24 protein-coding genes are annotated in these 24,792 nt (G+C 53.8%); 16 read left to right on the forward strand and 8 right to left on the reverse strand.

Annotation, left to right across the window (positions count from 1 at the left end; genetic code table 11):
• Positions 1 to 2 precede the first annotated feature (2 nt).
• Positions 3 to 785 carry a lipid asymmetry maintenance ABC transporter permease subunit MlaE gene (gene mlaE, locus HV107_RS07080; RefSeq protein ID WP_014071945.1) on the reverse strand — a complete coding sequence of 261 codons (783 nt, stop codon included), beginning with the start codon at positions 783 to 785 and terminating at the stop codon, positions 3 to 5.
• Between the two features lie 7 nt (positions 786 to 792).
• Positions 793 to 1,605, reverse strand: a complete 813-nt coding sequence (gene mlaF, locus HV107_RS07085) for a phospholipid ABC transporter ATP-binding protein MlaF (RefSeq protein WP_182062667.1) — start codon at positions 1,603 to 1,605, stop codon at positions 793 to 795.
• Positions 1,606 to 1,832: 227 nt separating this feature from the next.
• On the opposite strand from mlaF, the gene HV107_RS07095 reads away from it, so the two are divergent.
• The 11 genes from HV107_RS07095 (at position 1,833) to npr (ending at position 9,752) form a co-directional block, all read left to right on the forward strand.
• Entirely contained in the window at positions 1,833 to 2,810 is a 978-nt protein-coding gene (locus HV107_RS07095; protein ID WP_182062668.1) for a calcium/sodium antiporter, read from the forward strand.
• A gap of 13 nt (positions 2,811 to 2,823) precedes the next feature.
• Positions 2,824 to 3,810, forward strand: coding sequence for an arabinose-5-phosphate isomerase KdsD (gene kdsD / locus HV107_RS07100; protein WP_182062670.1), 987 nt, complete (start codon positions 2,824 to 2,826; stop codon positions 3,808 to 3,810).
• Positions 3,811 to 3,824: 14 nt separating this feature from the next.
• Positions 3,825 to 4,391 carry a 3-deoxy-manno-octulosonate-8-phosphatase KdsC gene (gene kdsC, locus HV107_RS07105; protein ID WP_182063475.1) on the forward strand — a complete coding sequence of 189 codons (567 nt, stop codon included), beginning with the start codon at positions 3,825 to 3,827 and terminating at the stop codon, positions 4,389 to 4,391.
• Positions 4,388 to 4,963 (forward strand): LPS export ABC transporter periplasmic protein LptC, encoded by a 576-nt coding sequence (lptC, locus tag HV107_RS07110; protein WP_182062672.1) that lies wholly within the window; start codon positions 4,388 to 4,390, stop codon positions 4,961 to 4,963. Before kdsC ends, lptC begins: the two co-directional genes overlap by 4 nt.
• A complete protein-coding gene (gene lptA, locus HV107_RS07115; RefSeq protein WP_182062674.1) occupies positions 4,932 to 5,486 on the forward strand; it encodes a lipopolysaccharide ABC transporter substrate-binding protein LptA in 555 nt (184 codons plus the stop codon). The genes lptC and lptA overlap by 32 nt, the downstream gene beginning before the upstream one ends.
• A gap of 6 nt (positions 5,487 to 5,492) precedes the next feature.
• Positions 5,493 to 6,218: an LPS export ABC transporter ATP-binding protein gene (lptB, locus tag HV107_RS07120; RefSeq protein ID WP_182062676.1), complete on the forward strand. Its 726-nt coding sequence runs from the start codon at positions 5,493 to 5,495 to the stop codon at positions 6,216 to 6,218.
• Positions 6,219 to 6,265: 47 nt separating this feature from the next.
• The gene (rpoN, locus tag HV107_RS07125; RefSeq protein ID WP_182062678.1) at positions 6,266 to 7,699 is read left to right on the forward strand and encodes an RNA polymerase factor sigma-54; all 1,434 of its coding nucleotides are present in this window, start codon (positions 6,266 to 6,268) and stop codon (positions 7,697 to 7,699) included.
• A 22-nt stretch (positions 7,700 to 7,721) separates the two neighbouring features.
• On the forward strand, positions 7,722 to 8,009 hold the full coding sequence (hpf, locus tag HV107_RS07130; RefSeq protein WP_182062680.1) for a ribosome hibernation promoting factor: 288 nt from the start codon (positions 7,722 to 7,724) through the stop codon (positions 8,007 to 8,009).
• Between the two features lie 82 nt (positions 8,010 to 8,091).
• Positions 8,092 to 8,583 (forward strand): PTS IIA-like nitrogen regulatory protein PtsN, encoded by a 492-nt coding sequence (gene ptsN, locus HV107_RS07135; protein WP_014071955.1) that lies wholly within the window; start codon positions 8,092 to 8,094, stop codon positions 8,581 to 8,583.
• Positions 8,584 to 8,628: 45 nt separating this feature from the next.
• Positions 8,629 to 9,483: an RNase adapter RapZ gene (gene rapZ, locus HV107_RS07140; protein WP_182062681.1), complete on the forward strand. Its 855-nt coding sequence runs from the start codon at positions 8,629 to 8,631 to the stop codon at positions 9,481 to 9,483.
• Positions 9,480 to 9,752, forward strand: a complete 273-nt coding sequence (npr, locus tag HV107_RS07145; RefSeq protein ID WP_003861872.1) for a PTS phosphocarrier protein NPr — start codon at positions 9,480 to 9,482, stop codon at positions 9,750 to 9,752. The genes rapZ and npr overlap by 4 nt, the downstream gene beginning before the upstream one ends.
• A gap of 37 nt (positions 9,753 to 9,789) precedes the next feature.
• Here npr and mtgA read toward each other — a convergent pair whose 3' ends face one another.
• The 5 genes from mtgA to lptF form a co-directional block, all read right to left on the reverse strand.
• Positions 9,790 to 10,515 carry a monofunctional biosynthetic peptidoglycan transglycosylase gene (gene mtgA, locus HV107_RS07150; protein ID WP_182062682.1) on the reverse strand — a complete coding sequence of 242 codons (726 nt, stop codon included), beginning with the start codon at positions 10,513 to 10,515 and terminating at the stop codon, positions 9,790 to 9,792.
• Positions 10,512 to 11,165: an isoprenoid biosynthesis glyoxalase ElbB gene (gene elbB, locus HV107_RS07155; protein ID WP_182063476.1), complete on the reverse strand. Its 654-nt coding sequence runs from the start codon at positions 11,163 to 11,165 to the stop codon at positions 10,512 to 10,514. The genes mtgA and elbB overlap by 4 nt, the downstream gene beginning before the upstream one ends.
• A 231-nt stretch (positions 11,166 to 11,396) precedes the next feature.
• Positions 11,397 to 13,730 carry an aerobic respiration two-component sensor histidine kinase ArcB gene (gene arcB / locus HV107_RS07160; RefSeq protein WP_182062683.1) on the reverse strand — a complete coding sequence of 778 codons (2,334 nt, stop codon included), beginning with the start codon at positions 13,728 to 13,730 and terminating at the stop codon, positions 11,397 to 11,399.
• A 137-nt stretch (positions 13,731 to 13,867) separates the two neighbouring features.
• Positions 13,868 to 14,950 carry an LPS export ABC transporter permease LptG gene (gene lptG, locus HV107_RS07165; RefSeq protein WP_182062684.1) on the reverse strand — a complete coding sequence of 361 codons (1,083 nt, stop codon included), beginning with the start codon at positions 14,948 to 14,950 and terminating at the stop codon, positions 13,868 to 13,870.
• Positions 14,950 to 16,050: an LPS export ABC transporter permease LptF gene (gene lptF, locus HV107_RS07170; RefSeq protein WP_182062685.1), complete on the reverse strand. Its 1,101-nt coding sequence runs from the start codon at positions 16,048 to 16,050 to the stop codon at positions 14,950 to 14,952. Before lptF ends, lptG begins: the two co-directional genes overlap by 1 nt.
• Positions 16,051 to 16,316: 266 nt before the next feature.
• Here lptF and pepA point away from each other — a divergent pair, with 266 nt between their 5' ends.
• The 5 genes from pepA to HV107_RS07195 all read left to right on the forward strand — a co-directional run bounded on the left by pepA (position 16,317) and on the right by HV107_RS07195 (position 22,942).
• Positions 16,317 to 17,828 carry a leucyl aminopeptidase gene (pepA, locus tag HV107_RS07175; RefSeq protein ID WP_182062686.1) on the forward strand — a complete coding sequence of 504 codons (1,512 nt, stop codon included), beginning with the start codon at positions 16,317 to 16,319 and terminating at the stop codon, positions 17,826 to 17,828.
• An 85-nt stretch (positions 17,829 to 17,913) separates the two neighbouring features.
• A complete protein-coding gene (gene holC, locus HV107_RS07180; protein WP_182062687.1) occupies positions 17,914 to 18,357 on the forward strand; it encodes a DNA polymerase III subunit chi in 444 nt (147 codons plus the stop codon).
• The gene (locus tag HV107_RS07185; protein WP_182062688.1) at positions 18,357 to 21,212 is read left to right on the forward strand and encodes a valine--tRNA ligase; all 2,856 of its coding nucleotides are present in this window, start codon (positions 18,357 to 18,359) and stop codon (positions 21,210 to 21,212) included. The genes holC and HV107_RS07185 overlap by 1 nt, the downstream gene beginning before the upstream one ends.
• A gap of 123 nt (positions 21,213 to 21,335) precedes the next feature.
• Positions 21,336 to 21,839 (forward strand): GNAT family N-acetyltransferase, encoded by a 504-nt coding sequence (locus tag HV107_RS07190; RefSeq protein ID WP_182062689.1) that lies wholly within the window; start codon positions 21,336 to 21,338, stop codon positions 21,837 to 21,839.
• A gap of 83 nt (positions 21,840 to 21,922) precedes the next feature.
• Positions 21,923 to 22,942, forward strand: coding sequence for an NAD(P)-dependent alcohol dehydrogenase (locus HV107_RS07195; RefSeq protein WP_182062690.1), 1,020 nt, complete (start codon positions 21,923 to 21,925; stop codon positions 22,940 to 22,942).
• Between the two features lie 92 nt (positions 22,943 to 23,034).
• Here the strand turns inward: HV107_RS07195 and HV107_RS07200 are convergent, their stop codons facing one another.
• A complete protein-coding gene (locus HV107_RS07200; RefSeq protein WP_182062691.1) occupies positions 23,035 to 24,681 on the reverse strand; it encodes a dihydroxyacetone kinase subunit DhaK in 1,647 nt (548 codons plus the stop codon).
• Positions 24,682 to 24,792 lie beyond the last annotated feature (111 nt).

Here is a 24,792-nt window from a genome sequence, read left to right on the forward strand (position 1 = left end):
ACTCAATTCCCAAACATCAGTGCGGTGAGCACAAAATCCAGACCCAGTACGGCCAGCGACGAATGTACGACAGTACGTGTAGTTGCACGGCTAATGCCCGCCGACGTCGGGATGGCATCGTAACCGTTGAACAACGCAATCCAGGTGACCGTAATAGCAAATACCACGCTCTTAATCAGACAGTTAACCAGGTCCATCCGCAGGTCGATAGCATCCTGCATGGCAGACCAGAAGAACCCGGCATCAATGCCTTTCCAGTGTACGCCAACCAGCGAGCCCCCCCAGATCCCGACCGCAACGAACAGGATAGTGAGCAGCGGCAGTGAAATCACGCCCGCCCAAAAACGCGGGGAAATCACACGGCGCAGAGGATCGACCGCCATCATCTCCATACTGGATAACTGCTCGGTGGCACGCATCAGGCCAATTTCAGCGGTTAACGCTGACCCGGCACGCCCGGCAAACAGGAGCGCGGCAACAACCGGGCCCAGTTCGCGCAGCAGCGAGAGTGCCACCAGCATCCCAAGGCTGGTCTCTGCGCTGTAGGTTGTGAGCACAAGATAGCCCTGCAACCCCAGTACCATGCCAATAAACAGGCCAGAAACGATAATAATGACCATCGACAAAACGCCGACATTGTAGAGCTGTCGCACCAGCAAAGGCGCGTGCTTACGGAATTCCGGTTTGCCAACCAGCGCATTGAATAACATCAATCCGGCACGCCCGAACGTCCTGATGGTTTTTACGCCACGGTGTCCCAGAGCGGCCAACGCATTTAACAGCATGAGTGGCTTAACTCCCTATTCCCAATAAATCGTCACGATAGTCGCCCGATGGATAGCGGAACGGCACCGGGCCGTCTGCGATACCGTCCAGGAACTGCCGTACTCGCGGATCGCAATTATCCTGTAGTGCCTGAGCACCACCGTGCGCGACGATCCTTTTGTCTGCCACAATATAGGCGTAATCAGCAATACTCAGCACTTCCGGTACATCGTGAGAAACCACGATACAGGTGACGCCAAGCGCACTGTTCAGTTCAGAGATTAACTTCACCAGAACGCCCATGGTGATAGGGTCCTGCCCGACAAAAGGTTCGTCGAACATGATTAAATCGGGTTCTAACGCAATGGCACGCGCCAGTGCGGCACGGCGCGCCATACCACCAGAAAGCTCTGATGGCATCAATTTGGCAGCCCCGCGAAGGCCAACGGCCTCGAGTTTCATCATGACCGTACTTTTCAGTAATTCATACGGCAGATTGGTGTGCTCGCGCAGCGGGTAGGCCACGTTATCAAAGACATTCATATCGGTGAATAATGCCCCTGACTGAAAGAGCATACTCATGCGCTTGCGGACAGTATACAAGCGCGAACGCGACATCTCCGGGACGTTCTCTCCGTCAAAGAGGATCTCGCCACTATCCGGCGGGATTTGCCCACCGATAAGACGCAACAGGGTCGTTTTACCGATTCCCGACGGCCCCATAATGGCGGTGATCTTGCCACGGGGTACAGTCAGTGAAATATCATCAAATATCAATCGGTTGCCGCGAGAAAAGCTGACACCACGGACATCGACTAAATTCGCCAAATTGGGGCTCATTTATGTTTCCTTTCTTACCCTGATTCACATTAAGCATGACGCTTAAATCAGCCCTAAACTCAACATTTTTACAGAATAATAGCCGTTGAGGTTAGCGAAAGCTGGCATTTGTTTTACTTTTCCGGCGCATAAAGTCAAAATTAGGAATTCGTTACGTCTTAGACTGTATGCAGCACCAAAATTCACGCGCAGTGGACCGGCGAGTATACCTGAAGAAAGGACTTTTGATGCTTTTAGCAACAGCACTGTTAATAATTGGTTTACTTTTGGTGGTCTACAGTGCTGACCGTTTGGTATTCGCTGCATCAATATTGTGCCGACTAATTGGCGTGCCGCCTATTATCATCGGGATGACGGTCGTCAGCGTCGGGACGTCTCTTCCTGAAATTATCGTGTCCGTCTCGGCATCGCTGCATGGCCAGATCAATCTCGCTATCGGCACGGCCATAGGTTCTAACATCGTCAATATCCTGCTGATTCTTGGTCTGGCTGCATTGCTGCACCCATTTCGCGTGCATTCTGATGTTCTGCGCCGTGAATTGCCGCTAATGTTAATCGTAAGCCTGTTGGCGGGCTGTGTGCTCTATGATGGGGTGCTGAGCTATAGCGATGGCATTTTCTTACTGGCGCTGGCGGTAATTTGGCTGCTGTTTATCGTTAAAATCGCCCGCCAGGCCGAAAAACAGGGTAATGATAGCCTCACTCGTGAGCAGGTAGCAGAGCTGCCGCGGGAAGGAACGTTACCGGTCGCGCTGCTTTGGCTTGGCGTGGCGCTCATTATTATGCCAATGGCCACCCGCATGGTGGTGGATAATGCCACCGTGCTGGCAAACGCCTTCGCCATGAGCGAATTAACCATCGGCCTGACCGTGATTGCTATCGGTACCAGCCTGCCGGAACTGGCAACCGCCATTGCCGGCGCGCGTAAAGGTGAGGATGATATCGCGATTGGCAATATTATCGGCTCTAACATTTTCAATATCGCGATCGTGACCGGCTTACCGGCATTGATATCGCCAGGGCCGTTTAATCCGCTGGCATTTTCGCGCGATTACGGTGTGATGTTGCTGGTCAGTGTTGTTTTTGCCCTGCTCTGCTGGCGGCGGAAACGTCAGATTGGTAAAGGCGCAGGCGCGCTACTGACAGGTGGATTTATCGTATGGATGGCGATGCTGTACTGGCTTTCGCCTCTTCTCTCTGGGTAAACGGAAACGCATTATGTCGCAAATAGAATTGCAGCCGGATTTTGACTTTCAGAAAGCAGGCAAAGACGTTCTGGAGATTGAACGTGAAGGTCTGGCGCAGTTAGATCAGTACATTAATCAGGATTTTAGTCTGGCATGTGAGAAGATGTTCTACTGTGCCGGCAAAGTCGTGGTCATGGGAATGGGCAAGTCTGGTCATATTGGGCGCAAAATGGCCGCAACTTTTGCCAGTACCGGAACTTCTTCATTCTTTGTTCACCCAGGGGAAGCAGCACACGGCGACCTGGGCATGGTCACGCCGCAGGATGTGGTCATTGCACTGTCGAATTCCGGTGAATCGAACGAGATCCTGGCGCTTATTCCAGTGTTGAAAAGGCTGCACGTGCCGCTGATTTGCATGACCAGCCGCCCGGAAAGCAGCATGGCCCGCGCTGCAGATATTCACCTGTGCGTCAAAGTGCCAAAAGAAGCGTGCCCATTGGGTCTTGCCCCGACGTCCAGCACCACTGCCGCACTGGTCATGGGAGATGCGCTTGCGGTGGCATTACTCGAAGCTCGTGGTTTTACGCCAGAAGATTTCGCGCTCTCTCATCCAGGCGGCGCGCTGGGGCGCAAGTTGCTGCTCCGGGTAAACGACATTATGCACACGGGCGATGAGATCCCGCATGTAAGTAAAGCCGCTTCACTGCGTGATGCGTTACTGGAAATTACCCGCAAAAATCTCGGCATGACGGTTGTTTGCGACGATCTCATGAAGATTCAGGGGATTTTCACTGACGGTGACTTACGCCGCGTGTTCGATATGGGCGTGGATGTCCGCACGTTAGGTATCGCCGATGTCATGACACCAGGCGGGATCCGCGTTCGTCCTGGCACCCTGGCGGTGGATGTGCTGAACCTGATGCAGTCCCGCCACATAACCTCGGTGATGGTTGCCGATGGCGACCAACTGCTGGGTGTGGTACATATGCATGATCTTCTACGCGCAGGCGTAGTGTAATGAAGGATAAGACAATGAGTAATGCGGGTGCATCCCTTGCAACCTGTTATGGTCCAGTAAGTACAGACATGATGGCGAAGGCGGAAAACATCCGTCTGCTGATCCTGGATGTTGATGGCGTACTCTCCGATGGCCTGATTTATATGGGCAATAATGGCGAAGAGCTAAAAGCATTCAATGTTCGCGACGGTTATGGCATTCGCTGCGCGCTCACATCCGGGATCGAAGTTGCTATCATCACCGGGCGAAAAGCTAAACTTGTAGAAGACCGCTGCGAAACGTTGGGCATTACCCATCTGTATCAGGGACAATCCGACAAGATGTTGGCATTCAACGATTTGCTTGCGAAACTGTCCATCGCGCCTGAGCATGTTGCCTATGTTGGCGACGATCTGATCGACTGGCCGGTGATGGCCGAAGTGGGGCTGAGCATCGCGGTAGCCGATGCCCATCCGCTGTTGATACCGCGTGCTGACTATGTCACCCATATCAACGGCGGTCGCGGTGCCGTACGTGAAGTCTGCGATCTGCTTCTGCTGGCGCAGGGCAAGCTTGAAGAGGCCAAAGGGCAATCAATATGAGTAAAACCAGACGTTGGGTTATCATTCTGCTAACGCTTGTCGCACTGGTACTGATTGGCGTAAACCTCGCTGACCGTGACGATACACAACCGGAAGTGTTCAACAATAGCGATCCAACATACAAAAGCGATCACAGTGACACGGTGGTTTACAGTCCAGAAGGTGCGCTGAACTATCGCCTGATTGCAACGCATGTTGAGTATTTTTCAGATGATGGTATCTCGTGGTTTACCCAACCGGTAATGACCACATTTGATGCCGATAAAGTGCCAACGTGGTCGATTAAGTCTGACAGAGCAAAATTAACAAATGACCGTATGCTTTATCTGTATGGTCATGTTGAGGTCAACGCCCTGACCGCTGACTCTCAACTGCGTAAAATTACAACAGATAATGCCCAGATTAACCTGGTGACCCAGGATGTGACTTCGCAAGATCTGGTTACACTGTATGGCACAACATTTAATTCCAGCGGTCTGAGAATGCGCGGGAACTTACGCAGCAAAAACGCCGAGCTGATTGAAAAGGTTAGATCCTCTTATGAAATTCAAAACAAACAAACTCAGCCTTAATTTTGTTATCGCCAGCGCGCTGCTGGCAGCCAGTCTTCCCGCACTTGCTGTGACTGGTGATACCGAACAGCCGATTCATATTGAATCTGACACTCAGTCTCTCGATATGCAGGGTAATGTCGTCACCTTTACCGGCAACGTCGTCATGACTCAGGGCACCATCAAAATTAATGCCGACAAAGTGGTCGTTACCCGTCCGGGCGGCGAGCAAGGCAAAGAAATTATTGATGGTTATGGCAACCCGGCAACCTTCTACCAGATGCAGGACAACGGTAAACCGGTGAAGGGCCACGCCACACATATGCACTATGAACTGGCGAAGGATCTTGTCATTCTGACCGGTAACGCCTATCTGGAACAGCTGGACAGCAATATCACCGGCGACCAGATCACCTATCTGGTGAAAGAGCAAAAAATGCAGGCTTCCAGCGAGAAAGGCAAACGCGTTACCACCGTGCTTGTTCCTTCACAGCTGCAAGATAAAGGCAAAAGCCAGGCCCCGGCACAGAAGAAGAGTAACTAATTCGTTATGGCAACATTAACTGCAAAAAATCTCGCTAAGGCCTATAAGGGCCGCCGCGTCGTGGAAGATGTCAGTCTGTCCGTCAACTCCGGCGAAATTGTTGGCCTTTTAGGTCCTAACGGTGCGGGTAAAACCACTACCTTCTACATGGTGGTGGGCATTGTGCCGCGTGATGCAGGCAACATTGTCATTGATGATGAAGATATCAGCCTTCTGCCGCTGCACGCCCGTGCGCGCCGTGGTATCGGCTATCTTCCTCAGGAAGCGTCCATTTTCCGCCGTTTAAGCGTCTTCGATAACCTGATGGCCGTCTTGCAGATCCGCGACGATCTGTCGAGCGAGCAGCGTCAGGATCGCGCTAACGAACTGATGGAAGAGTTTCATATTGAACACCTGCGCGATAGCTTAGGCCAGGCACTGTCAGGCGGTGAACGTCGTCGTGTCGAGATTGCGCGCGCACTGGCTGCAAACCCGAAATTCATCCTGCTGGATGAACCCTTCGCGGGCGTTGACCCTATTTCCGTCATCGATATCAAACGTATTATTGAACATCTGCGTGACAGCGGGCTTGGCGTACTGATCACTGACCACAACGTCCGTGAAACGCTGGCCGTTTGTGAACGCGCTTATATTGTGAGCCAGGGCCATCTGATTGCCCATGGTACGCCGACGCAGATCCTCGAAGATGAGCATGTTAAGCGCGTGTACCTTGGGGAAGACTTCAGACTCTGATAGGGTAGAGGTAACGTAACGCCGCACCGGAGAAAAATGCTCTGAACATGAAGCAAGGTTTGCAATTAAGGCTCAGCCAACAACTGGCGATGACGCCACAGCTACAACAAGCGATTCGCCTGTTGCAACTGTCCACGTTAGAACTTCAGCAGGAACTCCAGCAAGCACTGGACAGCAACCCGTTGCTGGAGCAAACCGATCTTCATGACGAGGTAGATACTCAGCAAACGCAGGACACCGAAACGCTCGATACCGTTGATGCTCTCGAACAAAAAGAGATGCCGGACGAGCTGCCTTTGGATGCCAGTTGGGATGAAATTTACACCGCAGGAACCCCGTCCGGGACGCGTGCGGACTACCAGGATGATGAGCTACCGGTCTATCAGGGCGAAACTACCCAGTCGCTTCAGGATTACCTTATGTGGCAGGTGGAGTTAACGCCCTTCTCTGACACCGATCGTGCGATTGCGACATCCATTGTCGATGCCGTTGATGACACCGGATATTTGACCGTTTCTCTGGACGATATTCTTGAAAGCATCGGCGATGATGAGATCGAACTCGAGGAAATTGAAGCGGTTCTGAAGCGTATTCAGCGCTTCGACCCGGTTGGCGTGGCCGCGAAAGATCTGCGCGACTGCTTGCTGATCCAGCTTTCTCAGTTTGCCAAAGAGACCCCCTGGATTGAAGAAGCCCGGTTAATTATCAGCGATCATCTGGATCTGCTGGCAAACCATGACTTCCGTACACTGATGCGCGTCACCCGCCTGAAAGAAGAGGTGTTGAAAGAAGCCGTCAATCTGATCCAGTCGCTCGATCCTCGCCCCGGCCAATCCATCCAGACCAGCGAACCCGAATACGTTATCCCGGATGTGCTGGTCAGAAAACATAACGACCGCTGGGTTGTAGAATTGAATTCAGACAGCATTCCTCGCCTGCAAATCAACCAGCAGTACGCCTCCATGTGCACCAGCGCACGCAACGACTCCGACAATCAATATATTCGTAGCAATCTTCAGGAAGCGCGATGGCTGATCAAAAGTCTGGAGAGCAGAAATGATACGCTGCTCCGTGTAAGCCGCTGTATTGTCGAGCAGCAGCAGGCGTTCTTTGAGCAGGGCGAAGAGTATATGAAACCGATGGTGCTGGCAGATATTGCCCAGGCCGTCGAAATGCATGAATCAACTATTTCCCGCGTGACAACGCAGAAATATCTGCACAGTCCACGCGGTATTTTTGAGCTTAAGTATTTCTTCTCCAGCCATGTGAATACCGAAGGCGGCGGCGAAGCCTCGTCGACGGCAATTCGTGCACTGGTGAAGAAGTTGATCGCCGCGGAGAATCCCGCGAAGCCACTGAGTGACAGTAAGTTAACCACCATGCTGTCCGATCAGGGTATCATGGTGGCACGCCGTACTGTTGCAAAGTATCGAGAGTCTTTATCCATTCCGCCGTCTAACCAGCGTAAACAACTGGTCTGACACAACCGATAAGGAAGACACTATGCAGCTCAACATCACAGGACACAACGTCGAAATTACTGATGCTTTACGTGATTTTGTGAACACTAAGTTCGCGAAACTTGAACAGTATTTCGAAAGGATCAACCAGGTCTATATTGTGTTGAAAGTGGAGAAAGTGACTCATATCTCGGATGCAACCCTGCACGTGAACGGGGGTGAACTCCATGCCAGTGCGGAAGGGCAAGACATGTATGCTGCTATCGACGGCTTGATTGACAAGCTCGCGCGACAGCTCAATAAACATAAAGATAAACTGAAACAACACTAATTGTCCGGGCAGTTAACGGGTGCAGGAAGGCCTGTTGTGAAACACAACAGGCCATTTGTACAGTTAGCGCTTAGGTGAAATTATGATGAACAACGATTCCGCTCTTCAACTGAGCAATGTCCTTAACCAGGAATGTACCCGTAGTGGCGTTCACTGCCAGAGCAAAAAACGTGCGCTGGAAATCATCAGTGAACTGGCCGCAAAACAGCTGGGCCTGCCGTCACAGGTGGTGTTCGAAGCTATTCTGACCCGCGAAAAAATGGGCAGTACTGGCATTGGCAACGGCATTGCTATCCCGCATGGTAAGCTGGAAGAAGACACCCTGCGTGCCGTCGGTGTATTTGTGCAGCTCGAAACGCCTATCGCCTTCGACGCCATCGATAATCAGCCAGTCGATCTCCTCTTCGCGCTGCTGGTTCCTGCTGACCAGACCAAAACCCATCTGCATACGCTTTCGCTGGTCGCTAAACGTCTGGCTGATAAAACTATTTGCCGTAGACTGCGCTCAGCCCAAAGTGATGAAGAGTTATATCAAATTATCACTGAAGCAGAAGGCAATCAGGATGATGCATAACCGGGAGATGTCCTTTACATCTGTTGTCCTGAGGAGAAACGGAACATGGTGCTGATGATCGTCAGCGGTCGTTCAGGGTCGGGGAAATCCGTCGCCCTCCGCGCGCTTGAAGATATGGGTTTTTACTGTGTCGATAACCTGCCGGTTGTGCTGCTGCCCGACCTGGCCCGGACGCTCGCGGACCGACAAACGTCTGCTGCCGTCAGTATCGACGTCCGTAACATGCCAGAATCACCGGAAGTCTTTGAACAGGCGATGAGCAACCTGCCTGACTCGTTTTCGCCTCAGTTGCTGTTCCTTGATGCTGACCGTAACACGCTGATCCGTCGTTACAGCGATACCCGCCGTTTGCATCCGCTCTCCAGTAAGAATCTCTCTCTGGAAAGCGCCATCGACGAAGAGAGCGACCTGCTGGAGCCATTGCGCTCTCGTGCAGACCTCATTGTCGATACATCTGAAATGTCCGTTCACGAGCTGGCTGAAATGCTCCGAACCCGTTTGCTGGGTAAACGCGAGCGCGAACTGACAATGGTGTTCGAATCCTTCGGCTTTAAGCACGGCATTCCTATCGATGCGGATTATGTTTTCGACGTGCGCTTCCTGCCTAACCCCCACTGGGATCCAAAACTGCGTCCAATGACCGGTCTTGATAAACCCGTGGCCGCGTTCCTCGACAGGCACACAGAAGTTCACAATTTTATCTACCAGACGCGCAGCTACCTTGAGCTATGGTTACCTATGCTGGAAACAAACAATCGTAGCTATCTGACGGTGGCGATTGGCTGTACCGGTGGTAAACATCGTTCGGTTTACATTGCTGAACAACTGGCCGACTACTTCCGTTCACGCGGGAAGAACGTTCAGTCCCGTCATCGTACGCTGGAAAAACGTAAAACATGACCGTAAAACAAACTGTTGAAATCACTAATAAGCTGGGTATGCACGCCCGCCCGGCGATGAAACTGTTTGAACTGATGCAGGGTTTTGATGCGGAGGTTCTGCTGCGTAACGATGAAGGTACAGAGGCTGAAGCCAATAGCGTTATCGCGCTACTGATGCTGGATTCTGCCAAGGGCAGACAAATTGAAGTTGAGGCAACAGGCCCACAGGAAGAAGAAGCTCTGGCGGCAGTGATAGCACTGTTTAATGCCGGGTTTGATGAAGACTAGACTGATGCATCCACCCTCTCCTTCACGGAGAGGGTCACTAATACAGCTTATTTCCCGTCATAAATCCTTCCCCGCCTAACTGGCGCATTTGCCGCATAATCCACGCCTGACGACCACGAACATACCCCGATGGGGCACTGGCCTTAAAGCGGACGGGATTGGGCAACACGGCCGCTAACAACGCGGCTTCTGATATCGTCAGACGGCTGGCAGGTTTATGGAAATAACGTTGCGCGGCGGCCTCGACACCAAACACCCCATCACCAAATTCAGCGATATTCAGATAGACGGTCAGAATACGCTTTTTGCTCCAGACCGTTTCCATACCAAGTGTCAGACCCGCCTCAAGACCTTTTCGCAGCCAGCTACGCCCATCCCATAAAAACAGGTTTTTTGCCGTCTGCTGAGAAAGCGTGGATGCACCCCGCACACGATCTTCATGCCTCTCGTTATGCGCCAGCGCTTTCTGGATAGCCGCTACGTCGAACCCCCAGTGATCCGGGAATTTCTGATCTTCTGCGGCAATCACTGCAAGCCCCATAAACGGAGAGATCTCATCCATGCTCACCCAGTCAGAGTGCGCAACGTAGCCGAAATCACCGGATAACCAGGCGCCAAGCTGGCGCTCAACCATCACGGCAGAAAAGGGGACAGGCATGATGCTAAACAAAGCAATACCGCCGCCCCAGAATACCGCCAGGACAATGACAATACGCAACAGGATCCGTTTGACCCACGCGCCAGCCGTGAATTTTCGGATCATTCAGTCAGAACCAACACTCTGTCTACCAGCTTCTCGATACCAGCTGCCGCCTCTGCGATGTTTTGCGCCAGCATATAGGCAGGTGTTGTGACAATCTTATTGTCCTCGTCAACCACGATATCATCGACCGGGCAAGGCACATGTTCGCCCCCCATATCTTCAATCATTTCTGCGGTATCGATATCTGTCCCGATGGTCAGGCGAAGCGGGAAATCGAAAATTTTTGGCAGCATGGCAGGAGCAATACAGATAAAGCCCAGCGGCTTACCGGCGGAATGCATCGCCTGTGCCAGCACGCTAAGATCCCTGTCGACCTGGCATTCGCTGCCCTGGGCTGCAAAGGTGCTTAAATTTTTGGCCGCGCCAAAGCCCCCCGGGACAATAAGCGCGTCAAGTTCAGCGGCATTAGCCTGCGCCAGGGGATGAATGTCGCCCCGCGCAATTCGGGCCGCCTCAATCAGCACGTTGCGGGTTTCCGGCATGGCTTCGCCAGTCAGATGATTTACCACGTCCACCTGGTTTTTATCCGGGGCGAAGCAGATAACGTCGGCGCCACGTCTGGCTAATGCCAGCAGTGTTATTACCGATTCGTGTATCTCAGAACCATCGTAAACTCCGCATCCACTCAGTACGACACCAATCTTTTTCATCATGACGTTCCTTCTTTGCAAATCGCTGAAGCATATTAATAATTCTGATTAAAACGCTATGCTTCACACATTTCACTGATTCATGTAACAAACTATTTAAGATTTGCTATCTTAACTGCGTGCGGCCTAAATTTTCAGGCGGCGTCCATGCGAAAACAACACAAAAAATCAGGCGCAGCCACGATTTCCCTGGTGTTGGCGCAGTATTCGCGCACCCCGGTTAATCCGGGGTCATTTTTTTCTGGCGTCCACCCAGGCTTTCAGTACCGCCACATCGTTCAGCCACTCTTGTTTCATCTCTTCAACCCATTCACCCACGTTATCTTCCCATGCAGGTAAATCCGGGGATTGAATCTGTTGTCCAAGCTGTTGCAGGTGGCGTAAGCCAACCGAACCGGCGGCACCTTTAATTTTGTGGCCCTCTTCAACGATCCCTTTTTGATCGCGCGCCGTCAGGTTCGATTCCAGCACACTCAGGTAGCCCGGCATCATTTTTTCAAACACGGCCAGACCATCGGTAATCAGTTTCGGACCAACCAAATCGATGTATTGCTCAAGCATGGCAGTATCCAGAATCGCTTGTGTCTTCGCGCTATCAACAGACGTCATGGTGCTCTCCTCTTCATCACAGGTATCCCAGAACTTCTTAATCATGGCGGTTAATGCAGGAACCGCCAGCGGCTTGCTGAGCACATCGTCCATACCGGCATCGAGATACTCTTTTTTGTCCTTCAGTACGTTCGCCGTCAATGCCACCAGCGGCGGCAGCTCATCGGCGGCGTACTTACGCGTTAGTTCACGAGAGATATCCAGCCCGGTCATGTCTGGTAGCTGAATATCCAGCAGCACGAGGTCATACTCGCCTGGCGTGAACATATCCAGCGCGGCCTGGCCGGTCATGGCCACATCCACGCTGTTGCCCAATTTTTCCAGTACCGAGCGCGCCACAATCACGTTCAGCTCAATGTCTTCCACCAGCAGGACATGCAGTGCAGGCAGCGGCATTTCGTCGTTATCAAAGGTGTCTTCTACCTCTTCAGCGACCGCCGGGGCATGAACCGTCAGCGTAAAGACAGAACCTTTGCCCGGCTGGCTGGCGACGGTAATATCCCCACCCATGCTTTTAGCCAGGCGTTTAGAGACGGCCAGGCCAATCCCGGTGCCCGTCGCAGGTTTACCGCCGTGACTGTCTTTCACCTGGTAATACATCGCGAAAATTTTATCCTGCTCTTCCTGCAGAATGCCGATACCAGAATCTTCGACTTCGAAATGCAGCATGTCCCCTTCGTCATAGCGGATACGCACAGCCACCCGGCCCCTCTGGGTAAATTTCACCGCGTTGCTGATCAGGTTCCACAGGATCTGGCGCAGACGCGTTCCGTCCGTGGTCACTTTATGCGGCAGCGGCAACGCTGGCTCCATCACAAAGCTCAACCCCTTTTGCTGAGCCTGTAACCCGGACAGGTTTTCCAGGTCGGCGAGGAAGCTGGTGAAATCCACCGGCTGGTTATCGAGCTGAACTTTACGGCGCTCCATCTTATCCATGTCAATAATATCGTTAAAGATATTACCCAGCGTCACCGCAGAGACATGGATCGTTTTCAGGTATTTTTCCTGCTCGCCCGTTAGCTCCGTATCCAGCAGGATGCGGCTCAGGCCGACAATCCCGTTCAATGGTGTACGCAGTTCATGGCTGATGGTAGAGATAAAGGTGGTTTTGTCGCGGCTGGCGCGCTCCAGGGCATCCTGATAACGCTTACGTTCGGTGATATCACGGCCAAAGCCCATCAGGCCGTGGCGTTTCCCCACGCGGTCGTAGTAAGGCACCTTACGGATTTCGAAGCAGGCTTTCCGCCCGTCCGGGTAATCCAGCCACTGCTCATAGGTGAGAGACACATTATGGCGGAAGACCTTTTCATCCGTTTCCATCACCTTCGCCGCCGCCTCTTCAGAATAGACATCCTGCGGCTTGAGGTTAACGAGCTGTTTCTCGCTTTTCCCGGTGAGCAACTCCATCGCCCGGTTACAGCCGGAAAACTCTTTGTCTTCGTTACGGTAGAAAACCAGATCCGGTGAAGCATCAAGGAAAGAGCGCAGGAAAGAGGATTGTTGTTCAAGCTGAATTTGCGTCACCTCACGCTCTTTCATTTCGATTTTCAGCTGCTCAAGCGTGGCCTGACGTTCGGCTTCGGCTTTTTCGCGATCTGAAATCTCCTGGTTGAGCTGGGCAATATTGTCCTTGAGCTGGACGTTAAGTTTGAGATCGCGCTCGCGCATCTCTTCCAGCTTCTCCACCAGTTTTGATAAACGCTGTCGGGACTCCTCAAGCTGCTCCACTACCACGGAGAGGAAATAGACCGCCCAGGGCGTAATCAGCAATCCGAAGAAGATAGAGCGGATTACGTCGATACTTTCGACCTGACCATGCAAGACCATGGTTACAGCCATCTGCACAACAATCGCCAGAACAACCAGCGCCAGAGCCAGCAGCATGGAGAAACGCACCAGGCCGAGCTTCATCATCAGATCGACATAGTACTGGGCCAGCATTCGAATTTGCTTCATAGAGGATCCCTTCACGACTTTATCGCTCAATAATACTCAAATTCAGGGCGGGGCGGTGGAGGTTGTGAGAAAAAGTGCGGGGTGAAACAGGAGATTAGCCTCGCTCCCGACAAGCCGGGAGCGAGATGAAGCATTTATCAGGAACGTTTCAGAAGCAGCCAGAGGCTGATCAGCAGGAAACTGGCGCTTGGCAACAGCGCACCGATAATTGGCGGGATGCCATAAACCAGCGTCAGCGGGCCAAAGATCTGGTCGAGAACGTAGAACACGAACCCGCAGCTGATACCGGTTACGACGCGAACCCCCATCGGCACGCTACGTAACGGCCCGAAGATAAACGACAGCGCCATCAGCATCATAACCGCAACGGACATCGGCTGGAAAATCTTGCTCCACATATTGAGCTGATAACGCCCGGCGTCCTGGCCGCTCAATTTCAGGTATTTCACGTAATTATGCAGACCGCTAATGGACAGCGCATCAGGATCCAACGCCACCACACCCAGTTTGTCCGGGGTAAGGTTGGTCTTCCACGTATCAGAAACCGTCTGAGAGCCGGTGATCTGTTTCGGGTCTTTGAGGTCTGATTCATCAACCTGTGATAAGCGCCATTGCTTATGCTCGGGATCAAACTTCGCGGAGGATGCGTGACGCACAGACTGCAAACGACGCTGGTCGTTGAAAGCGTAAATACTCACACCGCCCAGTTCATCATCGCCTTTCACGCGTTCAATGTAGACAAAGTTATTGCCATCTTTTGCCCACAGCCCTTGCTGGGTCGAGAGCAATGAGCCACCGTACATGGCCTGCGCACGATAGTTGCGCGCCATCTGCTCACCCTGCGGCGCCACCCACTCGCCGATCGCCATGGTCAGCAGCACCAGCGGGATAGCCGTTTTCATCACCGAGAGAGCAACCTGCAAACGGGTAAACCCGGAAGCTTGCATCACTACCAGCTCACTGCGCTGCGCCAGCATCCCCAGGCCAAGTAGTGCGCCTAACAGAGCGGCCATTGGGAAGAAGATCTGGACATCTTTTGGCACGCTAAGAAGGGTATACATCCCCGCGCCCAACGCGTCGTAAGTACCCTGCCCGGCTTTTTTCAGCTGGTCGACAAATTTAATAATGCCGGAGAGCGACACCAGCATGAACAAGGTCATCATGATGGTGGAGAAAATCGTTTTACCGATGTAGCGGTCGAGAACGCCAAACGCCTGCATTACAACGCTCCTTTACGCGAGAATCGGGCACGAATGCGGCGCACCGGCACCGTATCCCACAGGTTTAATCCCAGCGCCAGCAGGATATACAAACTGTTGACCACCCACGTCCAGACCATTGGATCAAGTTTACCCTTCGCACCATTCGAACGAATCGAGGTTTGCAACAGGAAGTAGACCAGATACAGCAGCATCGCCGGCAGCATAGAAAGCACGCGGCCCTGACGCGGGTTAACCACGCTCAGCGGAACGACAATCAGCGCCATCATAAACACGGTGAATACGAGAGTAATACGCCAGTGGAATTCTGCGCGTGCCCTGTCGGTATCGGTATTCCAGAGCGTGCGCATATCCATCTGTTCGGTATCGCCTGGATCAAGCGCAACCGCCTGGTGACCAATAATGGCCTGATAGTTCTGGAAATCCGTAATACGGAAATCGCGAAGCATCGCGGTACCTTCAAAACGGGTGCCTTTATTCAGCGTAACTATCTGAGAACCATCTTTACGCTGAGCCAGCTGGCCTGAATCGGCCACAACCACTGACGGGCGAGCATTGCCTTTCGTGCGCAGTTGCGCGAGGAATACGTCATTGAATTTGCTGCCATCAACGCTTTCGATGAACAACACAGAGTTACCGTCGGTGGCCTGCTGGAACTGCCCTTGCGCTAACGCCGCCATACCTGGGTTGGCTTTGGCTTCGGCCAGCACTTCATCCTGATGACGAGAGGACATCGGGCCCGCCCACATGACATTCACTGCGGCAACAATCCCGGTAAACAGCGCCAGTACCAGGGCGGCCTTCACCAGCACGGCTTTACTCAAGCCACAGGCGTGCATCACCGTGATTTCACTTTCGGTATAGAGTCTACCCAGCGTCATGAGCAAACCGAGGAAAAGGCTAAGCGGCAGAATGAGCTGCGCCATCTCCGGGATCCCCAGCCCAAGCAGGGAAAGCACCAGATTCGTTGGAATTTCGCCGTCAACGGCCGCACCGAGGATCTTCACCAGCTTCTGACAGAAGAAGATCAGCAGCAGGATGAACAGGATCGCCAGTTGGCTTTTGAGCGTTTCCCGCACCAGATATCTTATGATTATCACTTTAAATACGCCCGTAAAAACCCGTCTTTTTGCTGGAAAATCGCTTGTTTCATGGCTTAAACGTCATTTATTCTCTTGAGTCGTCGAAATCATCGCTAAGATTAAAAAACCCGGCGGATTCACGCTTCAGGATATTTTCTGACGTGTCGAAACCGTAATAACGTAAGATTAACACGAAGTCACCACAACAGCGGACATGAGTTACGAAAGGTTTCAATTCTATCCGTAGCAGCCGCCGTTGTCTTTAAGATTCAGGAGCGTAGTGCATGGAGTTCAGTGTAAAAAGCGGTAGCCCGGAGAAACAGCGGAGTGCCTGCATCGTTGTGGGCGTCTTTGAACCACGCCGACTCTCCCCGATCGCCGAACAACTCGATAAAATCAGTGACGGCTATATCAGCGCCCTGCTGCGCCGTGGCGAACTGGAAGGCAAACCTGGGCAGACGCTGTTACTGCACCATGTTCCGAACGTGCTGTCCGAGCGCATTTTGCTGATTGGTTGTGGTAAAGAGCGCGAGCTGGATGAACGCCAGTACAAGCAGGTTATTCAGAAAACCATTAACACGCTGAATGATACCGGCTCAATGGAAGCGGTATGCTTCCTGACCGAACTGCATGTCAAAGGGCGTAACACCTACTGGAAAGTGCGCCAGGCCGTTGAGACGGCAAAAGAGAGCCTGTACAGCTTTGATCAGCTAAAGACCAACAAGAGTGAGCCACGTCGCCCGCTGCGTAAAATGGTCTTTAACGTCCCTACCCGTCGCGAACTGACCAGCGGCGAGCGCGCCATCCAGCACGGTCTGGCGATTGCCGCAGGGATTAAAGCCGCTAAAGATCTTGGCAACATGCCACCGAACATCTGTAACGCGGCATACCTGGCTTCCCAGGCACGCCAGTTGGCTGACTCGTACAGCAAAAACGTCATCACCCGCGTGATTGGCGAACAGCAGATGAAAGAGCTGGGGATGCACTCTTACCTGGCCGTCGGCAACGGTTCTCAGAACGAATCGCTGATGTCGGTCATTGAGTACAAGGGCAACCCGTCTGAAGAGGCGCGTCCGGTTGTGCTGGTCGGTAAAGGCCTGACCTTCGATTCCGGTGGTATCTCCATCAAACCTGCCGAAGGCATGGATGAGATGAAGTACGACATGTGCGGTGCGGCGGCTGTTTACGGCGTGATGCGCATGGTTGCAGAGCTTCAGTTGCCAATTAACGTCATCGGCGTGCTGGCTGGCTGTGAAAACATGCCTGGCGGTCGCGCGTACCGTCCGGGTGACGTGCTGACCACCATGTCCGGCCAGACCGTTGAAGTGCTGAACACTGACGCAGAAGGCCGTCTGGTGCTGTGCGATGTGCTGACCTACGTTGAGCGCTTCGAGCCAGAAGCGGTTATCGACGTCGCGACACTGACCGGTGCCTGCGTGATTGCACTGGGTCACCACATTACCGGCCTGATGTCGAACCACAACCCGCTGGCACACGAGCTTATCGGCGCGTCCGAACAAGCCGGTGACCGCGCGTGGCGTCTGCCGCTGGGCGACGAGTACCAGGAACAGCTGGAGTCCAACTTTGCGGACATGGCGAACATCGGCGGCCGTCCGGGGGGTGCTATCACCGCGGGCTGCTTCCTGTCGCGCTTTACCCGCAAGTACAACTGGGCACACCTCGACATCGCGGGCACCGCATGGCGCTCCGGTAAAGCCAAAGGCGCAACCGGTCGTCCGGTCGCTCTGCTGTCGCAATTCCTGTTGAACCGCGCAGGGTTTAATGGCGAAGAGTAAGTCAAAACGGCAGTAAACCGTAGGCCGGGTAAGGCGAAAACGCCACCCGGCTTTGCATTTAAAGTGAGCACAAGAAGCCCCATATATGAAGAATGCAACGTTCTACCTTCTGGACAACGACACCCATCAGGATGGCTTAAGCGCCGTTGAACAACTGGTGTGTGAAATTGCCGCAGAACGTTGGCGCGCAGGCAAACGCGTTCTGATTGCCTGTGAAGATGAGCAACAGGCGATTCGCCTGGATGAAGCGCTATGGGCGCGCCCGCCGGAGAGTTTTGTTCCGCATAATTTGTCTGGCGAAGGGCCGCGCGGCGGCGCACCGGTCGAAATTGCCTGGCCGCAGAAGCGCAACAGTAGCGCGCGTGATGTGCTGATTAGCTTGCGCATCGATTTTGCAGATTTTGCCACCGCTTTCACAGAAGTGGTAGACTTTGTCCCTTACGAAGAATCTTTAAAACAACTGGCACGCGATCGTTACAAGGCGTACCGCCTGGCTGGTTTTAACCTGAATACGGCAACCTGGAAATAATGGAAAAGACATATAACCCACGCGATATCGAACAGCCGCTTTACGAGCACTGGGAACAGCAGGGCTATTTCAAGCCTAACGGCGATGAAAGCAAAGAGTCCTTCTGCATCATGATCCCACCGCCGAACGTCACCGGCAGTTTGCATATGGGTCATGCTTTCCAGCAGACCATCATGGACACCATGATCCGCTACCAGCGTATGCAGGGTAAAAACACCCTGTGGCAGGCGGGGACTGACCACGCGGGTATCGCGACCCAGATGGTCGTTGAACGTAAAATTGCTGCGGAAGAAGGTAAAACTCGTCATGACTACGGTCGCGATGCCTTCATCGACAAAATCTGGCAGTGGAAAGCAGAATCCGGCGGCACGATCACCCGTCAGATGCGCCGTCTCGGTAACTCCGTGGATTGGGAGCGCGAGCGCTTCACCATGGACGAAGGTCTTTCCAACGCTGTTAAAGAAGTGTTTGTCCGTCTGTACAAAGAAGACCTGATTTACCGTGGCAAACGCCTGGTAAACTGGGACCCTAAACTGCGCACCGCTATCTCTGACCTGGAAGTGGAAAACCGCGAGTCTAAAGGCTCCATGTGGCATATCCGCTATCCGCTGGCTGACGGCGCGAAAACCGCAGACGGTAAAGATTACCTGGTTGTTGCAACGACCCGTCCTGAAACCCTGCTGGGTGATACCGGTGTGGCCGTCAACCCGGAAGATCCACGCTATAAAGATCTGATCGGCAAATTCGTGGTGCTGCCACTGGTTAACCGCCGTATTCCGATTTTGGGCGACGAACACGCCGACATGGAAAAAGGCACCGGCTGCGTGAAAATCACCCCGGCGCACGACTTTAACGACTACGAAGTGGGTCGTCGTCACGCCCTGCCAATGATCAACATTCTGACCTTCGACGGTGATATCCGTGAAAGCGCAGAAGTGTACGATACCAAAGGCGAAGAAACTGACGTTTACTCAAGTGACATCCCGGCAGAATTCCAGAAGCTGGAACGTTTTGCTGCACGTAAAGCCATCGTTGCTGCTGTTGACGCACTGGGACTGCTGGAAGAAATCAAACCTCACGATCTGACCGTGCCGTACGGCGACCGTGGTGGCGTGGTTATCGAGCCGATGCTGACCGACCAGTGGTACGTGCGTGCCGACGTGCTGGCGAAACCGGCTGTTGAAGCGGTTGAAAATGGTGACATCCAGTTCGTGCCGAAGCAGTACGAAAACATGTACTTCTCCTGGATGCGTGATATTCAGGACTGGTGTATCTCCCGTCAGCTGTGGTGGGGTCACCGCATCCCGGCATGGTACGACAACGAAGGCAATGTCTACGTTGGCCGCACGGAAGACGAAGTGCGTCAGGAAAACAACCTGAGCGCGGATGTTGCCCTGCGTCAGGACGAAGACGTGCTGGATACCTGGTTCTCCTCCGCGCTGTGGACCTTCTCCACGCTCGGCTGGCCAGAAAACACCGATGCGCTGCGTCAGTTCCACCCAACCAGCGTGATGGTTTCCGGCTTCGACATCATCTTCTTCTGGATTGCCCGCATGATCATGATGACCATGCACTTCATCAAAGACGAAGACGGTAAGCCGCAGGTTCCGTTCCATACCGTTTACATGACCGGTCTGATTCGTGACGACGAAGGCCAGAAGATGTCTAAATCCAAGGGTAACGTGATTGACCCGCTGGATATGGTTGACGGTATCTCTCTGGAAGACCTGCTGGAAAAACGTACCGGCAACATGATGCAGCCGCAGTTGGCTGAGAAAATCCGCAAGCGCACCGAGAAGCAATTCCCGAACGGGATTGAACCTCACGGTACCGACGCCCTGCGTTTCACCCTGGCGGCACTGGCTTCAACTGGCCGTGACATCAACTGGGACATGAAGCGTCTGGAAGGTTACCGTAACTTCTGTAACAAACTGTGGAACGCCAGCCGCTTCGTGCTGATGAACACCGAAGATCAGGATTGCGGCTTCAACGGCGGCGAGATGACCCTGTCTCTGGCCGATCGCTGGATCCTGGCCGAGTTCAACCAGACGGTGAAAGCGTTCCGCGACGCGCTGGACAGCTACCGCTTCGATATCGCTGCGGGCATCCTGTACGAATTCACCTGGAACCAGTTCTGTGACTGGTATCTGGAGCTGGCGAAACCGGTCATGAACGGCGGTACTGAGGCGGAACTGCGCGGTACGCGTAATACGCTGATTACCGTACTGGAAGGTCTGCTGCGTCTTGCGCATCCGGTCATTCCATTCATCACCGAAACCATCTGGCAGCGTGTGAAGGTTATTGCTGGCATCAACGCAGACACCATCATGCTCCAGCCATTCCCGGAATTCGATGCAGCCCGTGTTGATGAAGCCGCAGCGGCCGATACCGAATGGCTGAAACAGGCGATCGTTGCTGTGCGTAACATCCGTGCAGAAATGAACATCGCGCCAGGTAAACCGCTTGAGCTGCTGCTGCGCGGTTGCAGCGAAGCTGCCGTTCGTCGTGTCACCGAGAACAACACCTTCCTGCAAACCATGGCGCGTCTGGAAAGCATCACCGTGCTGCCTGCTGATGACAAAGGTCCGGTATCCGTGACCAAAATCATCGACGGCGCAGAACTGCTGATCCCGATGGCTGGCCTTATCGACAAAGACGCTGAGCTGGCTCGTCTGGCGAAAGAAGTGGCGAAGGTCGATGTGGAAATTGGCAAAATCGAAAGCAAACTGGCGAACGAAGGCTTTGTTGCCCGCGCGCCGGAGGCGGTCATTGCCAAAGAGCGTGAGCGTCTGGTTGCCTTCGCTGATGCCAAGACCAAGCTGATTGAGCAGCAGGCTGTTATCGCAGCTCTGTAATGCTTTTACCCCTTACGCTTCAGGGCGTAAGGGGTTTCCTTCCTGAAATATCCTCGCTTGCACTCACCTTTATGCGGTGCTATTAACAGCAGATGAGTGTCAATTTTTGTCATGAGTAATGCTATGAGCGTGATTATCCCCGTCGCGACCAACATGCGTCGGATCACTGAGCAGGACAACCCGGCCATCGCCTCGGTTATCCGTGAAGTTTCGGCAGAGTACGGACTGACCGCCGATAAAGGCTATACGGTTGCCGACCCCAACCTGGACGAGTTGTTCCAGCTATACAGCCAGCCGGGCCATGCCTACTGGGTTATCGAGCAGGATGGCAAGGTCGTGGGCGGTGGCGGAGTTGCACCACTCAGCTGTAGTGAGCCGGATATCTGTGAGCTACAGAAAATGTATTTTTTGCCTGCGGTCCGTGGACAAGGCCTGGCAAAGAAACTGGCGCTGATGGCCTTTGAACACGCGCGTGCTCAGGGTTTTAAACGCTGCTACCTCGAAACAACTGCCTTCCTCAAGGACGCTATCGCCCTGTATGAACATCTGGGCTTTGAGCATATTGATGCGCCGCTTGGCTGCACCGGCCATGTTGATTGCGAAGTCAGAATGCTGAAAGCTCTGTAAATTTCGTTCCGGCCGTCTTCTGTTAAGCGACTGTAAACTGAATGCTCTACACTCTCAGTTCACACCATAACGGGGGAAAAACGATGTCGAAGATAAAAAGCTACGCCGCACCGCAGGCAGGTGCAGAGCTTGAACTGTACGAGTACGATGCAGGCGATTTAAGAGCTGAAGACGTCGAAGTGCAGGTTGATTACTGCGGTGTCTGCCATTCAGATCTCTCCATGATCGACAATGAATGGGGCTTCTCCAGCTATCCGCTGGTTGCCGGCCACGAAGTGATCGGACGCGTCGTCGCCCTCGGAACCGCTGCGCAGGACAAAGGCCTGAAGATCGGCCAGCGCGTGGGCATTGGCTGGACGGCACGCAGCTGTGGTCACTGTGATGCCTGTATCAGCGGCAATCAGATCAACTGCCTCGAAGGCGCTACGCCTACCATCCTGAACAAAGGCGGTTTCGCCGATAAACTGCGCGCCGACTGGCAATGGGTTATTCCACTGCCGGACAGTATTGATATCGAATCCGCAGGCCCGCTGCTGTGCGGCGGCATCACGGTGTTCAAACCACTGCTGATGCACCATATCACCGCCACCAGCCGCGTCGGCGTGATCGGTATTGGCGGTCTGGGCCATATTGCTATCAAGCTGCTGCACGCAATGGGCTGCGAGGTCACGGCATTTAGCTCTAACCCGGCGAAAGAGAAAGAAGTGCTGGCGATGGGTGCCGACAAAGTGGTGAACAGCCGCGCTCCTGAGGCACTGAAAGCGCTCGCGGGTCAGTTTGATTTGATCATCAACACCGTCAACGTCGATCTTGACTGGCAGCCGTACTTCGAAGCGCTGGCCTACGGCGGTAACTTCCACACCGTCGGTGCCGTGATGAAGCCACTGCCGGTTCCGGCGTTTACACTGATCGGCGGGGATCGTAGCGTGTCTGGCTCGGCCACCGGTACACCATTCGAGTTGCGCAAGCTGATGAAGTTTGCCGGACGCACCAAAGTGGCACCAACCACTGAGCTGTATCCGATGTCGAAAATCAATGAAGCTATCCAGCACGTTCGTGACGGTAAAGCCCGTTACCGCGTGGTGTTGAAAGCGGATTTTTGATGTGATATTGCCGGGGAATGTGCGGCCTGATGCCCTCACCCCAACCCTCTCCCACGGGGAGAGGGCGCAAACACTAAAAACGGTAACGGTTGTTACCGTTTTGCTTCTGCCATGGCCTTAAACACCTCTGCCACCGCCACAGCCCCCGGATCCATCACCCCTTCCAGATTCTCTTTATTCACATACGACGAACGCCCAGCCCCGGCTTTCACCATGTTCGCCGTTGCCTCTGCACCCTGTTTCGCCGCCCGTGCCGCCGCATGAAGATCGCCTTTCTGCAATGTCTCCAGCGCCGGTTGCAGGGCATCGATCAGCGTGCGATCGCCAAGATCAGCCCCGCCGTACTGCTTCATCTGGGCAAGCCCGCTCTGCAATGCCTGCGGCAACGGCTGCCCGTCATGCAGTTTCTGCCCGGCGGCGGTGAAGAAGATCGACATTAATACGCCACTCGAACCGCCCATTACCGTTGCCAGCCGCTCCCCCACCAGCAACAACAGCGCCGGCAGATCGTTAAGCGGAAGTTTCCCCGCGTCAAGATACTGCGCAATTTCCCGCGCGCCTTGCGCAAAGGTCGAACCGGTATCGCCATCGCCGACTTTTGCATCGAGGGCATTCAGCCGGTTTTCCAGCCGGGAAAGCATGTCCGTTGCCGCCGACACATAGCCCGCCACCTGTGGATTTTCCGACGGGGTATATTCCACGCGGTCATGAATGGCGCTGTGCGCAACGCTACGCAATGGTGCAAACGCCACTGGCTTCTGCCAGCCCAGCGTCTCGACGTCTTCATGGAGCGCTTTTTCGAACAGGTCGTTAAGCTTCAACAGCGACAGGGAAAATCCTTTCATATCCAGCGAGCTCACCAGCAGCGCCGGGCCAATCAGCCAGGCTATCTGATCTTTCAGCGCGGAATGCGCCAGCTCTTTGGTCAGCAGAGCCATCTCCAGTGCCGACACGCCGCCGAGGTTATTGATCAGCACCGCAAACCGCCCTTCAGCGGCCCGTGCTTTCAGCGCGTTGACCAGCGTGTCGATAATCTCTTTGCTGTTTTGCGTATCAACAACCGATGCTCCCGGCTCACCGTGTATACCCAGCCCCAGCTCGATATGGCCCTTTCTGATGCGCCCCTCTTCATCGTCGCTTCCCGGCAGGTTGCAGGTCTGCATTGCCACCCCCAGGCTCCAGAGGTTGTCACAGGCCTGTTGCGCAATGTCCCGTACTTCACCCAGCGATTTACCGTGCTCGGCCGCGTAACCCGCAATCTTGTGAACCAGCGCCGTACCCGCAATGCCGCGCGGCTGTTTGTTATCCGGCAGGGCGATGTCATCGGCGACAATCACCATTTCGACCTTCAGGCCATAGCGTTTGGCTTTTTCCGCCGCCAGGCCAAAGTTAAGGCGATCCCCGGTATAGTTTTTGACAATCAGCAGGCAGCCCCGGTCGCCCGTCACCGCTACAATGGCATTCAGCACCGCATCCACGCTGGGAGAAGCAAACAGGTCCCCACAAACTGCCGCCGTCAGCATCCCTTTCCCGACAAACCCGGCGTGAGCCGGCTCATGCCCTGAACCTCCGCCAGAAATAATCGCCACACGGCTCTTATCCCAGTCACTGCGTGCAACCACACGAATGGCCGGGTCGATATCGAGTTTGACGAGGTTGCCGTGCGGAGCAGAAATCAAAATGCCTTCAATGGCGTCGTTGACCAGTTGTTTGCGGTCGTTAAAGAAGAATCTGGACATAATTTCCTGAAATGTTGTGAACCGTATGCAAAAGCATAGTCCGCACTGGATAATGCGCCGCAAAGTAAGGAATTTACTGAGTCATAGTGCCGCCAGGTTGCCTATACTCCA

Origin of the sequence: Enterobacter sp. RHBSTW-00175, from assembly GCF_013927005.1 — a bacterium.
GTDB lineage: Bacteria > Pseudomonadota > Gammaproteobacteria > Enterobacterales > Enterobacteriaceae > Enterobacter.